At 30.1% G+C, this 14,798-nt stretch carries 13 protein-coding genes; 11 read left to right on the forward strand and 2 right to left on the reverse strand.

Translation table 11 applies throughout. The annotated features are described in order from the left end of the window. Positions 1-279 precede the first annotated feature (279 nt). The 7 genes from Q0Y03_RS13585 to argS all read left to right on the forward strand — a co-directional run bounded on the left by Q0Y03_RS13585 (position 280) and on the right by argS (position 9,135). The gene (locus Q0Y03_RS13585; protein WP_291678190.1) at positions 280-573 is read left to right on the forward strand and encodes a MazG-like family protein; all 294 of its coding nucleotides are present in this window, start codon (positions 280-282) and stop codon (positions 571-573) included. A gap of 21 nt (positions 574-594) precedes the next feature. Then, on the forward strand, positions 595-2,547 hold the full coding sequence (locus Q0Y03_RS13590) for a DHH family phosphoesterase (RefSeq protein WP_297714350.1): 1,953 nt from the start codon (positions 595-597) through the stop codon (positions 2,545-2,547). Positions 2,548-2,571: 24 nt separating this feature from the next. Continuing rightward, positions 2,572-3,018 carry a 50S ribosomal protein L9 gene (gene rplI / locus Q0Y03_RS13595; RefSeq protein WP_195469045.1) on the forward strand — a complete coding sequence of 149 codons (447 nt, stop codon included), beginning with the start codon at positions 2,572-2,574 and terminating at the stop codon, positions 3,016-3,018. A 12-nt stretch (positions 3,019-3,030) separates the two neighbouring features. After that, positions 3,031-4,929: a Lon family ATP-dependent protease gene (gene lonC, locus Q0Y03_RS13600; protein WP_297714351.1), complete on the forward strand. Its 1,899-nt coding sequence runs from the start codon at positions 3,031-3,033 to the stop codon at positions 4,927-4,929. Between the two features lie 158 nt (positions 4,930-5,087). Then, entirely contained in the window at positions 5,088-6,425 is a 1,338-nt protein-coding gene (locus tag Q0Y03_RS13605; protein ID WP_297714352.1) for a replicative DNA helicase, read from the forward strand. A 102-nt stretch (positions 6,426-6,527) separates the two neighbouring features. Further along, the gene (gene proC, locus Q0Y03_RS13610; RefSeq protein ID WP_297714353.1) at positions 6,528-7,328 is read left to right on the forward strand and encodes a pyrroline-5-carboxylate reductase; all 801 of its coding nucleotides are present in this window, start codon (positions 6,528-6,530) and stop codon (positions 7,326-7,328) included. Positions 7,329-7,377: 49 nt separating this feature from the next. Beyond that, positions 7,378-9,135: an arginine--tRNA ligase gene (gene argS, locus Q0Y03_RS13615; RefSeq protein WP_297714354.1), complete on the forward strand. Its 1,758-nt coding sequence runs from the start codon at positions 7,378-7,380 to the stop codon at positions 9,133-9,135. Between the two features lie 52 nt (positions 9,136-9,187). Here the strand turns inward: argS and Q0Y03_RS13620 are convergent, their stop codons facing one another. Beyond that, complete coding sequence (locus tag Q0Y03_RS13620) at positions 9,188-10,360, reverse strand: malic enzyme-like NAD(P)-binding protein (protein WP_297714355.1); 1,173 nt, start codon at positions 10,358-10,360, stop codon at positions 9,188-9,190. Between the two features lie 174 nt (positions 10,361-10,534). Between Q0Y03_RS13620 and Q0Y03_RS13625 the strand changes: the two genes are divergently transcribed. The 4 genes from Q0Y03_RS13625 to Q0Y03_RS13640 all read left to right on the forward strand — a co-directional run bounded on the left by Q0Y03_RS13625 (position 10,535) and on the right by Q0Y03_RS13640 (position 13,218). Then, complete coding sequence (locus tag Q0Y03_RS13625) at positions 10,535-11,821, forward strand: adenylosuccinate synthase (protein ID WP_297714357.1); 1,287 nt, start codon at positions 10,535-10,537, stop codon at positions 11,819-11,821. Positions 11,822-11,933: 112 nt separating this feature from the next. Continuing rightward, positions 11,934-12,134, forward strand: a complete 201-nt coding sequence (locus Q0Y03_RS13630; RefSeq protein ID WP_297714358.1) for a hypothetical protein — start codon at positions 11,934-11,936, stop codon at positions 12,132-12,134. 82 nt (positions 12,135-12,216) lie between these two features. Next, on the forward strand, positions 12,217-12,399 hold the full coding sequence (locus tag Q0Y03_RS13635) for a DUF1858 domain-containing protein (RefSeq protein ID WP_297714359.1): 183 nt from the start codon (positions 12,217-12,219) through the stop codon (positions 12,397-12,399). Between the two features lie 63 nt (positions 12,400-12,462). Continuing rightward, complete coding sequence (locus Q0Y03_RS13640; protein ID WP_297714360.1) at positions 12,463-13,218, forward strand: acyl-ACP thioesterase domain-containing protein; 756 nt, start codon at positions 12,463-12,465, stop codon at positions 13,216-13,218. A gap of 72 nt (positions 13,219-13,290) precedes the next feature. Here the strand turns inward: Q0Y03_RS13640 and Q0Y03_RS13645 are convergent, their stop codons facing one another. Continuing rightward, positions 13,291-14,553, reverse strand: a complete 1,263-nt coding sequence (locus tag Q0Y03_RS13645) for an NAD(P)/FAD-dependent oxidoreductase (protein WP_297714361.1) — start codon at positions 14,551-14,553, stop codon at positions 13,291-13,293. Positions 14,554-14,798 lie beyond the last annotated feature (245 nt).

Below are 14,798 nucleotides of genomic sequence, written 5' to 3' on the forward strand. Positions count from 1 at the left end.
AGTATAACGACCCTTTTAAGGGTAGCAAGTAAAATAAAATGCGGCTGCTGGACCAATTTATGCGTCTTAAGACGCAAGCTAGTAATTTGCCCTTATAGGGCTCATGAAAAACCACCAGCTTAGCTGGTGGATATTTATTTTTATATTTCGAAATAATTACATAATTTGTAATTCGGACCCCTATTTAGTTGCATTAATAAAGAAAAATAATTAAAATAAAGATACAAGGTATTGAATAGAGGTGAGAATTTAGTGAAAAAAAAAGAAGAGCTAAATATTATGGCTAATATTAAAATTATAGAAGAGCTTAAAGCTAGCTTGTTATGTATTATAGGTGAGTTTTTTTCTCTTTTAACAAGAGGCACTAATGTAGCCAAAGATTCTATATTAAACTGTATAGCTGGAGCTATTTTAATTTTATATGTATTGGCACAAAAGTTAGGATATAGCTGCAATGAAGTAGATGATGAAATGAGAAAAAAATTAAAATTAGGAATAGCTGAAGAACATGAATATGAAAAGGAAGGTAAGAGTTTAACTAAGCTTCAAAATCATATCAGGGGACGTTATTAATATAAAATTTAGGAGGCTTTTATGAAAAAAAAGCTCAAAAAGTATAGGAAGTTATTAATATCAATTGCGATTACTATTTTAGTAATACTTCTTTATTATATAAAGGAATTTTATTTATCAAGTGCAATTTTGATAATATATGTATTATGGAATGCATATTCAGATATTGGTAAACAACTATACAATGAAAAAGTGGATACTTTAACTACAAGAATTAAAGCAAATATAAATGATAATATTTCAAATATGTTATATCCATTAGCTTTAATTGATGATGAAGGTAATATACTTTGGGCTAATAAGAGATTAAAAGAAGAATTAAATTTACTAGACTTAAAAGAGCAAAATATACTTAGTATAGGTAGAAATCTTGATTTGCAAAAGTTATTAAAGTGTGATAAAGATTTAAGACAAAGGGTAAAGATAAAAGATTCTTTTTATAGCATATATGCAACTAATATAAGTAATGAAAATAGTCCATATATTAAACAAAAATATATAGTATATTTTAATGAGGTAAGTAATTTAAGGGATTTGTATTCAATTAGAGAAAGTATAATGTTAATAGAAGTAGATAATTTATCAGAGGCATTAGAAGGAACTGATGAAGCAAATAGGCCTATGTTAGCTGCAGAAGTAGAAAAAACCATAAATTCATATGGCAAAAAATTAAAAGCTATGATTATTAAATATGAATATAATAAATATTGTTTATCAGTACAAGATAAATATATTAATGATGAAATTAATTGTAAATTTAGTATATTAGATGAGATATCTAATATTGATAGGGGTAATAAGTTAGAAGTCACTTTAAGTATAGGAATAGGCAGAGGTGGAGATAATTCACAAGAGAACTATAATAATGCAATGACTGCTAGGGAGTTAGCATTAGGTAGGGGTGGAGATCAAGTAGTTATTAAAAATAATGAAAAGATAAGCTTCTTTGGTGGAAATACGCGTGAGCTTGAAAAGAGAACTAGAGTTAGAGCAAGAGTAATTTCGCAAGCGTTAAGAGAGCTAATTTTTGAAAGTAGTAATATATTTATTATGGGGCATAAAAATCCAGATATGGATTCCTTTGGAGCTGCGGTTGGATTGTGGTCAGCTATAAGACAATTAGGTAAAAGTTGTAATATAATAATTGATAATGATAATAATGCTATTGATTATTATATGAATAAGCTTAAGAGTGACAGTAAATATGATAATTTGTTAATTTCTAGTAGTGAGGCTGAAAAGGCAATTAATGATAAAACATTATTAATAATAGTAGATGTTCATAATAAAGGATATGTGAATAATTTAAGTATAGTTGAAAAAATCAATAGAAAGATAATCATAGATCATCATAGAAGAAGCCCTGATATAATAGAAGGGGCATTACTAAACTATATAGAAGTTTATGCATCGTCTACATCAGAAATGGTAACTGAATTAATACAATATATGTTGCAGAAGCCAAGAATTTCAAAGGTTGAAGCAGAAGGACTTTTAGGTGGAATTTTTATGGATACTAAGGGATTCCAATTTAAATCTGGAGTAAGAACTTTTGATGCGGCAGCCTTTTTAAGATCTTTAGGTGCAGATACTATAGAAGTTAAAAAGATGTTTACCGATAGCTTAGAAGACTATTTATTAATTTCAGATACTATTAAAAGTGCTGAAGTTCATGATAATTTAGCTATAGCTATTTGTCCTAATGAGGTAAATAATACTGTAATTGTTGCACGAGCAGCAGATGAGCTGCTAGGCATATCAGGAATTGATGTATGCTTTGTTTTATGTGAAATAAATAATGCCATTACTATAAGCGGTAGGTCAACAGGTGAAGTAAATGTTCAAGTTATACTAGAAGAGCTTGGTGGTGGCGGTCATATGAATATGGCTGGGGCAAAAGTAAATGGAACAATGGATGAAGCTGTATATATGTTAAAAGAAGCAATAAAGAAACATTTAGAACTAAAAGAATAAAACTTTAAAGGATAGGTGTATAATATGAAGGTAATTTTATTACAAGATGTTAAGAAAATGGGTAAAAAAGGTGATGTTATAGAGGCATCAGATGGATATGCAAGAAACTATTTATTTCCTAGGAAATTAGCAGAAGAAGCAACAGCTAATGCATTACATGTTGTTAATGCAAAAAAAGAAAATGAAAGAAAAAAGAAGCTTGCTGAATTAGAAGCAGCACAAAAGTTAGCTGCTGAATTAAAAGGTAAGGAAGTTACTATAGATGCTAAGGCAGGAGATAACGGAAGATTATTTGGAGCAATAACTAATAAAGATATAGCTGAAGTAATAAACAATAAATTTAATTTATCAATAGATAAAAAGAAAATTGTTGTAAATACTATAAAGGTTGCTGGAGAATATGAAGTAGAAGTTAAATTATATCCAGAAGTATCTACAAAGATGAAAGTTATTATTGTTCCTAAGCAATAAGGAGGATTAACATTGAATTTATATAATGAAGGGGTTAACTTAGAAGGAATTTTAACAAGTGATTTACCAATAGAAGCAAAAGTTAATGTATTATTTGATGTTCTTAAGAATGTTTTAGATGAAGGTGCAATTAGAGCTAGAACTGTAAGATTTAAGTTACAAAAATATGTTAACTCAACAGATATAAATGAAAGAATATACGCATTAAATGTTATAGCATCTGATGGGAATGGAGCAAAAGTTGTTCCAACAGATGATACAGCTCAAGAGGTATTAGAGGATGTTACCTATTGGATATCAGAAAATATAGCTAAAAAATATGTTCAAAATAAAATAGAAGCAGAAGTAGAAAAGGCTTTAGTTGAGAGACAAGATAAGTTTATGGATGAACTTAAATTGTCTATAATTAAAAAGCAAAAAGGTAAAGAAAATACAAAGACTACAGCAAAGCTAGAAAGGTTAGAAAAATTAGATGCAAAGCATATTAATAAAAATGTTATGTCGCTTTTAAGACCTGAAAACTTTGATGAAATAGTTGGTCAAGAGAGAGCAGTAAGATCATTAATATCAAAAATGTCTTCACCGTATCCTCAACATATAATTCTTTATGGACCACCAGGAGTAGGGAAAACTTCAGCAGCAAGACTTTCATTAGAAGCTGCTAAAAAACTAAGATTTACACCTTTTGATGATGATTCAAAGTTTGTTGAGGTTGATGGAACTACATTAAGATGGGATCCAAGAGAAATAACAAATCCTTTATTAGGGTCAGTACATGATCCTATATATCAAGGAAGTAAGAGAGATTTAGCCGAAGTAGGGGTTCCAGAGCCAAAGACAGGATTAGTTACTGAGGCTCATGGAGGAGTATTATTTATCGATGAAATTGGTGAATTAGATGATATACTTCAAAATAAATTATTAAAAGTTTTAGAAGATAAAAGAGTAGAGTTTTCATCTTCTTATTATGATCCAGATGATGAAAATATCCCTGAATATATAAGATATTTATTTGAAAAGGGAGCACCAGCTGATTTTGTTTTAATAGGTGCAACTACTAAAGATCCAAGTCAGATAAATCCGGCATTAAGATCTAGATGTACAGAGGTGTATTTTGAACCATTATCTTCAAATGATATAGAGGGAATAGTTAATAATGCATCTGAAAAGTTAAATGTAGAACTAGAAGATGGGGTTGGAAAATTAATAAGCCAATATACAATTGAAGGTAGAAAAGCTGTAAATATACTATCTGATGCATATGGATATTCATTATTTAATACAAGTGGTGATGAAGCAAGTAATAAGATAACTTTAAAAGATGTTGAAGAAGTTATTTCAATAGGAAGATATTCTCCATTTGAAAGATTAGATAATTTAGATAAATATGAAGTTGGTCATGTATATGGATTAGGAGTAAGTGGATTCTTAGGTTCTACAATAGAAATTGAATCAACAGTATTCCCAGCTAAGAAAAAAGGTCATGGAACAATTAAGTTTAATGACACTGCAGGTTCTATGGCAAAAGATTCTGTATTTAATGCAGCATCTGTAATTAGAAAGATTACAGATAAGGATATAAAGGATTATGATGTCCATGTTAATGTAATTGGTGGTGGTCAAATTGATGGACCATCAGCTGGAGCTGCTATTACAGTTTGTATAATAAGTGCTCTTACAGAAAGGCCAATTCGTCAAGACGTTGCTATCACAGGTGAAATTTCTTTAAGAGGAAATGTTAAGCCAGTTGGAGGTATATTTGAAAAGATATACGGGGCTAGAAGAAAGGGAATTAAACTTGTTGCTGTCCCTAAAGATAACGAAAAAGAAGTTCCTCTAGGACTTGAAGATATTGAAGTTAAATCTATAAGTCACATAGAGGAACTAATGGAGATAGTATTTGAGAAGTAATGTAGATTAAGCTTCCTTTATAGGAAGCTTAATTTTATTATGTGAAGAAATAAATTTATTATACAAATACATAGTAAATTGGGGGTATTTTGATATAATAAGTTATATATAGAAAAAGATGCAGAAATTATAATAAAAAATTGGGAGGTGGATTATTTATGGAAGCACCTATGATGAGAAGTTTACCACAAAGTATAGAAGCAGAGCAGTCCGTTATAGGGGCAATGATAATAGATAAAAGTGCCATTGCTCAAGTTTTAGAAAAGCTTAATGAAGATGATTTTTATAGAGATGGACATAAGGCTATATATAAAGCTATAAAAGAAATGTATGCTAAGGATATGGCGGTAGACTTAGTAACTATATTAGAGTATTTAAAGACTACTGATATGTTAGATAAGGCTGGTGGAGTTACTTATATATCTGAGTTAAGTGCATCTGTTCCTACAACAGCCAATTTAAGTTCATATATAAAAATAGTAGAAGAAAAATCTACTTTGAGAAAGCTTATAAAAGCATCTACATCTATTATTGAAGAAAGTTACAATAACGGTGGAGATGTTGAAAAGGTAATAGATTTAGCTCAAAAGAAAGTTTTTGATATAGCAGAAAAGAAGGATTCTAAAGAATATGAGCCACTTTCTAATGTACTTGAAAGAGGATTTTTAGAAATCGAGAGATTATTTAATAATAGAGGAGCTATAACAGGGGTTGGATCCGGTATTAAGGATTTAGATGCTAAGACATCTGGCTTCCAAAAGGGGGATATGGTACTTATTGCTGCCAGACCATCTATGGGAAAAACAACATTCTCATTAAATATAGCAGAAAATGCGGCTTTAAAAGAAGGAAAAAGTGTAGTTATATTTTCCCTGGAAATGTCTAAGGAACAATTAGCGTATAAGCTTTTATGTTCACAAGCTAATGTTGATATGTTAAAGCTTAGAACAGGTAACTTAGAGGATGATGACTGGGAAAGAATTGCAAGGGCAACAGGCCCTTTAGCGAAGGCTAGAATATATATTGATGATACTGCTGGTATTAGTGTTATGGATATGAGATCTAAGTGTAGAAAAATAAAAATGGAGCATGGTATTGATATGATACTTATTGACTACTTACAGCTTATGTCAGGTAGTGCTGGTAGTGATAACAGGCAACAAGAAGTATCTGAAATATCAAGATCTATTAAGGCTTTAGCAAAAGAAATGGAATGTCCAGTAATTGCATTATCACAGTTATCTCGTGCACCTGAACAAAGGGCTGATCATAGACCAATGTTATCTGACTTAAGAGAATCAGGATCAATCGAGCAGGATGCCGACGTTGTTATGTTCTTGTATAGAGATGAATACTATAATAAAGAAACTGAAGAAAAAGGTATAGGAGAATGTATTATAGCTAAGCAAAGAAATGGTCCAGTTGGAACAGTTAAGATGGCTTGGATTGGAGCGCATTCTAAGTTTGCAGATTTAGATTTGGTACATAAAGAATAATTAGCAAGTGACAGGATTCAAGTGCTAAGTATCAAATTTAGAAATTCCTTAAAGGGTTTTATAAATAACTTGCCACTTGTCACTAAATATAAGGGGTGTTGTATGAATAGAAAAATTGGTTTTATAGGCTGTGGAAATATGGGAAGGGCTATGCTTGGTGCATTAGTTAAATCTAATGAAATAAATAATGATAATATCATAGTTTCTACAAAGAGTGAAGAATCAGCTAAAAGAATAAATCAAGAATTTGGAGTACAAACAACAGTAGTTAATACTGAGGTAGCTAAAAAATCGAATGTTTTATTTTTAGCTGTTAAACCATATTACTCTAAAGAGGTTATAGAAGAAATAAAAGATATAGTTAGTAATGATACTATTATTATTTCTATAGCCGCTGGAATTACAATAGCACAAATAGAAGAATGGTTTGGAAAAAAAATTAAGGTTGTTAGAACAATGCCTAATACACCAGCATTAGTTGGAGAAGGTATGTCAGCAATTTGTCCAAACAAAAATATAAATTCAAATGAATTAGAATATGTAGAGAAATTATATAATTTATTTGGAAAGTGTGAAATTCTTGAAGAAAAAGACTTTCATGCATTTATAGCTTTATGTGGTTCATCTCCTGCCTATGTATTTATGTTTATAGAAGCAATGGCAGATGCAGGAGTTAAATTAGGTATTCCTAGGGCTAAAGCTTATAAGTTAGCAGAACAAAGCATATTAGGTTCGGCAAAATTAGCATTAGAAACAGGAAAGCATCCAGGAGTATTAAAAGATGAAGTTTGTTCTCCAGGAGGAACAACTATTGAGGCTGTAATAGACCTTGAAAAGAATGGATTTAGAAATACAGTTATAAGTGCTGTTGAAAAATGTGCAGAGAAATCAAAGAATATGTAATATATTTAAGTAATTAAAATTTTAATACAAAAAATCAGGAGGTAAAGTTATGAAATTATTTATTGATGAAATAAATGAAGTAGTTAAAAATGCTTTTGAAGAGCTAGGATACGAAAGAGAAACAGGAAGGGTTAATGTATCAAATAGACCTGATTTATGCCAATATCAATGTAATGGAGCTTTAGCAAATGCAAAGAAGCATAAGAAAGCACCTATGATGATAGCACAAGAGGTTGTTGAAAAATTAAATGATAACAAGATTTTCTCAAAGTTAGAAGCTGTTGCACCAGGATTTATCAATATGAATATTAATGATGAATTCTTAATAGAATACGTTAATAAAATGAACAAAGATGATAACTTTGGAGTTTCAAAAGCTATAGAAGTTAAGAAAATAGTTGTTGACTATGGTGGAGCAAACGTTGCTAAGCCACTACACATTGGACATTTAAGATCAGCGATAATTGGTGAAAGTATAAAAAGAATTGCAAAGTTCTTAGGACATGATGTTGTTGGTGATGTTCACCTAGGTGATTGGGGACTTCAAATGGGAATGGTAATATCAGAAGTTGAAAGAAGAAATCCTTCTTTACCATACTTTGATGAAAACTTTACTGGAGAATATCCAACAGAAGCTCCATTTACAATAGATGAACTTGAAGATATATATCCATATGCAAGTAAGCTTGCTAAAAGTGATGAAAAAGTAATGGAAGCTGCTAAGCAGGCTACAGTTGAACTTCAACAAGGTAGAAGAGGATATGTTGCTTTATGGAAACATATATTAAATGTTTCAGTTACTGATTTAAAGAAAAATTATGGAGCATTAGATGTTGATTTTGAATTATGGAATGGTGAAAGTGATGCACAAAAATTCATTCCAGCAATGATAGAAGAATTAAAGGAAAAAGGATTTGCACAAGAAAGTGAAGGAGCTTTAGTATTTGATGTAAGTGAAGAAACTGACAAGAGTCCAGTTCCACCACTACTATTATTAAAATCTGATGGTGCATCTTTATATGGAACTACTGACTTAGCTACAGTTGTAGAAAGAGTTAGAGATATGAAGGCAGATGAAATAATTTATCTAGCAGACAAGAGACAAGGGCTTCACTATGAACAATTCTTTAGAGCTGCTAAAAAATCAGGAATAGCACATGAAGATACTGTTTTAGATTTCATAGGATTTGGTACTATGAATGGAAAAGATGGAAAGCCATTTAAGACTCGTGAAGGTGGAGTAATGAGACTTGCGGATTTAATAAATATGATTAAAGAAGCAGGTAAAGAAAAGCTTAAAGATAATAAAAATATTGCAGAAGAAGATGTTGAAGAAATTTCTTCAAAGGTTGGTTTAGCTGCATTAAAATATGGTGACTTATCAAACCAAGCATCTAAGGATTATGTATTTGATATAGATAGATTTGCTTCTTTTGAAGGAAATACAGGACCATACATTTTATATACAATAGTAAGAATTAAATCTATATTAAATAAATCAGAAGGATTTAATGCTGAAAATAGTATTTTAGTACCTCAAAGCGAATCAGAAAGAGGATTAATGCTTCAATTATCTAAATTCAATGAAGTTATAGAGTTAAGCTTTAGAGATAGAGCACCTCATAAAATTTGTGAATTTATATATGAATTATCTAATAACTTTAATAAGTTCTACAATGATACAAGAATATTATCTGAAGAAGACGAAGCTAAGAAAGCATCTTGGTTAAGTTTAATAAATCTTGTTAAAAATGTTTTAGAACAAGGATTAGATTTATTAGGTATGGAAAGTGTAGAAAGAATGTAATAAAGATAAGGCTGTATCAAAATTATGACTTTGATACAGCTTATTTTTATTATTATATAGTTGCAACTCCACTTTTAATTGCAGCTTCTTTAACAGCTTCGGCAACCTTTTTTTGAACATCTAAGTTAAATGCTTTTGGAATTATATAATTAGGATTTAGCTCTTCTTTTGAAACAGAATTAGCAATTGCATAAGCAGCTGCTATTTTCATTTCTTCATTTATTTCAGTAGCTCTAACATCTAAAGCACCTCTAAATATTCCTGGAAAAGCTAAAACATTATTTATTTGATTAGGGAAATCAGAACGGCCAGTACCAATTACTTTAGCGCCAGCTTCTCTTGCATCATCAGGGAATATTTCAGGTGTTGGATTAGCCATAGCAAATATAATAGCATCATCATTCATAGATGATACCATTTCTTTTGATACTATGTTAGGAGCTGAAACACCTATAAACACATCAGCATTTTTGATAACATCTTTTAGAATTCCAGATTCATTATTAGGGTTAGTAATTTTAGATAGCTCTTCAAAGTACTTATTTGAATAATTAGTATTCCTATTTAGAGCACCATCTCTATCACATATAACTATATTTTTAGCACCATAAGATAATAAAAGTTTAGTTATTGCAGTTCCTGCTGAGCCAGCACCATTAACAACAATTTTTAAGTCTTCAATATTTTTATTAACTATTTTTAATGCATTTATTAAGCCTGATAAAACTATGATAGCCGTTCCATGCTGATCATCATGGAAAACTGGTATATTTAATTTTTCCTTTAATTTTTTTTCAATTTCAAAACATCTAGGAGCTGATATATCTTCTAAGTTTATTCCGCCTAAAGTAGGAGCAATTCTAACTATAGTATCGACAATTTCATCTACTTCTTTAGTATCTAGAACTATTGGAAAAGCATCTACATCAGCAAATTCTTTAAATAATATAGACTTACCTTCCATTACAGGTAAAGAGGCTAAAGGACCAATATCTCCAAGTCCTAAAACAGCAGTACCATCAGAAATAACAGCAACAGTATTCCACTTTCTAGTATATAAGTAAGCTGTAGATGGATCTTTATGTATTTCTCTACATGGTTCAGCAACACCAGGGGTATAGGCAAGGGATAAATCTTTTTCGTTAGTAATTTTAACTCTTGAAGTTATTTCTAATTTACCTTTTAATTCTTTATGAAATTTTAGTGACTCTTCGTATATATTCATAATATGACTCCTCCGGAAAATAAATTTATAATAATATTATACGAATTATATTTATAGAAGGCAAAAAAATATTCGTAGAGATGTTGAAATTTTATAATTACTTTGATACCATGTTATATGGGGTTGTAGAGTGATACAATCCATTAGTATGTCTTAAAAGGAGGCAATGTATAAATGTCAGCATTTATTGTTTTAGGAGCTCAATGGGGAGATGAAGGTAAAGGAAAAATGACAGACTACTTAGCTGAAGAGGCAAATGTAGTTGTTAGATATCAAGGTGGTAATAATGCAGGTCATACTGTAGAAGTTGGAGATAGGCAATACAAACTTCACTTAATACCATCAGGAATATTACATGATGAAAAGCTTAATGTAATAGGAAATGGTGTAGTTGTAGATCCAATGGCTTTCTTTTCAGAAATTGATTACTTACAAGAAGAAGGAGTAAAAGTAACTCCAGAAAAATTAATAGTTAGTGATAGAGCACATGTTATTATGCCATATCATAAGGTTCTAGATAAGTTAAAAGAAAAAGCTAGAGGTAAAAATGATATTGGAACTACAGGTAAGGGTATAGGTCCTTGCTATACAGATAAGTTTGAAAGATGTGGTATAAGAGTTTGTGATCTTATAGATAAAGAAGTATTTAAAGAAAAACTTATGGAAAATATCGAAATGAAGAACAAGTATATTGTTAATGTGCTTGGTGGAGAAGCATTAAGTTTTGATGAAATATATGAAGAGTATTCTAAATATGGTGAGAAATTAAAACCATTCGTAAAGGATACATCAGTAAGAGTTTATAATGAAATTAAAGAAGATAAAACAGTTTTATTTGAAGGTGCACAAGGGATGTTATTAGATATAGATTATGGTACATATCCATATGTAACATCATCAAATACAACTGCAGGTGGAGTAGCTAATGGTGTTGGTATAGGACCAAACATGATTACTAATGCTGTAGGTATAGCTAAAGCTTATACTACAAGAGTTGGTAAAGGACCTTTCCCAACAGAATTAGAGAATGAAACTGGAGAATGGATAAGAGAAAAAGGTCATGAGTATGGAGTAACTACAGGTAGATCAAGAAGATGTGGTTGGCTTGATATAGTTATACTAAAGACTTCAGTTAGAGTTAGTGGATTAACTTCATTAGCTGTAACTAAAATAGATACATTAGCTGGTTTAGAAAAAGTTATGATGTGTGTTGGATATAAGTTCAATGACGAAGTTATAGATTACTTCCCAGCTAGCTTAGAAGATTTAGCTAAATGTGAGCCTGTATATGAAGAATTTGATGGATGGGATGAAAGTGTAGCAGAAGCTAGAAGCTATGAAGAATTACATCCTAATGCAAGAAAATACTTAGAAAGAATTGAAGAGTTAACTCAAACTAGAATTTCAATTGTTTCAGTAGGTCCAAGAAGAGATCAAACTATGAGAGTTAAGCCTCTATAATATAAAGTTTATTTAGTCGTATAAAAATATTTTATACGGCTTTTTATATTTGTATAATATCAATTCATAATGTGCAGAATATTAATGAGTAAAATTATAAGAGGTGCATATTATGATTGATAAATATACAAATTTATGTGATGCAATGGCAGAAAATCCTGTAGCGGCCAATATATTAATGAGCTACGGTATACCAACATATGATATTACAGAAAATCAATTTTCATCTTTAGAAGAAATGGCAACAAAGTATGGAATAGATATTAATTCTATTGTAAATCAAATTAATAGCGGATTAGGGAGTTTATATTAATATTATTTAATTGAACTTTACATATATTTCATATAAAATAGATTTATTAAATAATTTTAAAAAAAAGGTTGGGTGAGTAAACATGATTACTAAAGATATGACAATTGGAGAAATAATAAAAGTAAATGCTAATAAGGCTGATATTTTAATGAGTTTTGGAATGGGATGTGTTGGATGTCCATCTGCACAAGCAGAGACAGTTGAACAAGCTGCATACGTTCATGGAATAAACTTAGAAGAATTATTAGAAGCTTTAAATAGATAAAAATATTAGAACCCATTTTTTATGGGTTCTTTTTGATAGCTTAAAGAAGAAGGGGTGTTGATAATGGGAACAGTTACAGAAAGAGAATATGAAGTACATTATTATGAGGTAAATTATAGATTGGAGTGTAAAATATCATCTATAATTAATTATTTTTGTGATATAGGAAGTAAGCAATCAGAAGAATTAGGTGTTGGAATTGATTATTTAACAGATAGAAGATTAGCTTATGTTTTTTATAGATATGATATAAAGGTAAACAGATATCCTAAATATGGAGAAAAAATAAAAGTAGTGACAATGGCTAAGAGCTTTAAAAAGTTTTATGCTTCAAGATCTTATGAAATATATGATGAAAATAACGAGAAAATAGTAGAGGGAGAGGGGATTTTCTTATTAATAAATATAGATAGGAGAAGAGCTGTAAGAATTCCTGAAGATCAATATATAGCATATGGAGTAGATATTGAAAATTGTCCAGATATTAAGATAACCAAATTAGAAAAGTTGACTAAAGAAATGAGTAAGAATAACTTTAAAGTTAGATATGGTGATATAGATTCTAATATGCACGTAAATAATGTTAAATATGTTGAGTGGGCGGTAGAGTCACTTCCGTTGGATATTGTTTCAAACTATGAACTTAAAGAGTTAAGTGTAGTATTTGAAAAAGAATGCAGATATGGAACAGAAATAAGTGCTTCATATGAAATAAAAGAAAATGAAGATGGGGTAGTAATACTTCATAAGATTGATGATATTGAAGGAAAAGAATTAACTGTGTTAATTAGCAAGTGGAATAAGTTAATGTTAAATTAGAATAGAAAAAGTAGCAAATTTTAAAAATAATTTTTAGGATTTGCTACTTTTTTATAGAAATAAATATTTAATCTATATATTTTGGGCAATTGATGTTGCAACAGTATGGCCAGAACTCCAAGCCCATTGAAGATTAAAGCCACCACAATCTCCATGAACATCTAGTATTTCACCACAAAAATAAAGGTTAGGAACTAGTTTAGATTCTAATGTTTCATAGTTAATATCTTTAGTATTAACTCCACCAACAGTAACTTGAGCTTGATTAAAATCATTAGTACCAGTACAAGTAAACTTCCAAGACTTTAGAGTAGTTACTAGCTTCATTTTTTCTTTCCATGAAAGTTCATAGCATGGCATTTGAAGATTAGTTATTCCACATTCTTTTAATAAGATAGGGATTATTTTCTTATTAATAACACCAACCAAAGCATTAATTATAGGTCTATGACTAAGAAGTGCAAAATGACATTCTAAGAAATCTTCTAAATCTTCTTTTGAATAGCTAGGTAATAAATCTACTACAACTTCAGTTTTCTTTTTATTAAATGTGCTTTGAGAAGCTAAAGCTGATATTTGAAGAATAGGAGGTCCTGATATTCCATAGTCGGTAAATAAGATTTCTCCAAAATCTTTTTTTACAACTTCATCATCAACTAAAAGCGTTGCATATCCATCAAATTTAACTCCAGATAAAGCTTTTAGGGAATGGTAGTCTAATTTTAATTGAACTATTCCAGGAACTAATGGTGTTATTGAATGACCTAAATTTTTTGCAATATTATATGCACTACCATCAGAGCCAGTTTTAGGTGCTGTTTTTCCTCCACAGGCTAAAATAATTTTATTAGCTGTGAATAATTTATACTCCTCATTAGTTGTGGATAACTTAAATTTTTTACCTCTGTGGATATCTTTTATTTTGCAGTTTGTGTATAAAGGTATATTTCTATCTTCAATAGCCATTTTTAAAATATCCACAACTGAAGATGCTTGAAGTGATTGTGGATAAAGTTTACCTGTAGGTAATGCGACAATTGGAAGTCCTAAAGATAGAAAGAAATTTTTTGTATCTTCAAGTGAGAATTTATCTAAAGCAGTAAATTGAAAATTTGGATTTGAACTATGGTAATTAATAAAAGGTGGCTTTATACAATTATTTGATATATTGCATCTACCATTACCTGTAGTTAAAATTTTTTTTCCAATTCTATCATTGCCTTCAACAATTGCAACATCTATTCCAAAATCTTTAGCAGTAATAGCAGCAATTAAGCCAGAAGCTCCACCGCCAACAATTATTAAATCATGATGCAAATTAAACACTCCTTTCATATGTAAATTGTTCGTTAGAGCTTGAATGCCGTGATGACGAAAAAATTGATTATATAATCTCCAGGAAGGAATATAATTTCACTAAGAATTTATATTATTATTTACATAAAATCTACTAAAGCTTCGAAGCTCCTAACCGTCGCCTCAGCTTCTTAACGTAGATTTTATTCCAATAATAATTAAATTCTAAAGTTCATTATATAATCTTCCTTCCGATAATATAATCAATTTTTTCTCTATCACTG

Origin of the sequence: Clostridium sp. (assembly GCF_026168755.1) — a bacterium.
Taxonomy (GTDB): Bacteria; Bacillota; Clostridia; order Clostridiales; family Clostridiaceae; genus Clostridium.

Coding starts and splice junctions, on each gene's coding strand:
- Q0Y03_RS13620 (WP_297714355.1), bottom strand. CDS start 10,360: ATGAATATATACGAAGAGTCACTAAAATTTCATAAAGAATTAAAAGGT.
- Q0Y03_RS13625 (WP_297714357.1), top strand. CDS start 10,535: ATGTCAGCATTTATTGTTTTAGGAGCTCAATGGGGAGATGAAGGTAAA.
- rplI (WP_195469045.1), top strand. CDS start 2,572: ATGAAGGTAATTTTATTACAAGATGTTAAGAAAATGGGTAAAAAAGGT.
- Q0Y03_RS13635 (WP_297714359.1), top strand. CDS start 12,217: ATGATTACTAAAGATATGACAATTGGAGAAATAATAAAAGTAAATGCT.
- argS (WP_297714354.1), top strand. CDS start 7,378: ATGAAATTATTTATTGATGAAATAAATGAAGTAGTTAAAAATGCTTTT.
- Q0Y03_RS13605 (WP_297714352.1), top strand. CDS start 5,088: ATGGAAGCACCTATGATGAGAAGTTTACCACAAAGTATAGAAGCAGAG.
- proC (WP_297714353.1), top strand. CDS start 6,528: ATGAATAGAAAAATTGGTTTTATAGGCTGTGGAAATATGGGAAGGGCT.
- Q0Y03_RS13640 (WP_297714360.1), top strand. CDS start 12,463: ATGGGAACAGTTACAGAAAGAGAATATGAAGTACATTATTATGAGGTA.
- Q0Y03_RS13590 (WP_297714350.1), top strand. CDS start 595: ATGAAAAAAAAGCTCAAAAAGTATAGGAAGTTATTAATATCAATTGCG.
- Q0Y03_RS13645 (WP_297714361.1), bottom strand. CDS start 14,553: ATGAAAGGAGTGTTTAATTTGCATCATGATTTAATAATTGTTGGCGGT.
- Q0Y03_RS13585 (WP_291678190.1), top strand. CDS start 280: ATGGCTAATATTAAAATTATAGAAGAGCTTAAAGCTAGCTTGTTATGT.
- Q0Y03_RS13630 (WP_297714358.1), top strand. CDS start 11,934: ATGATTGATAAATATACAAATTTATGTGATGCAATGGCAGAAAATCCT.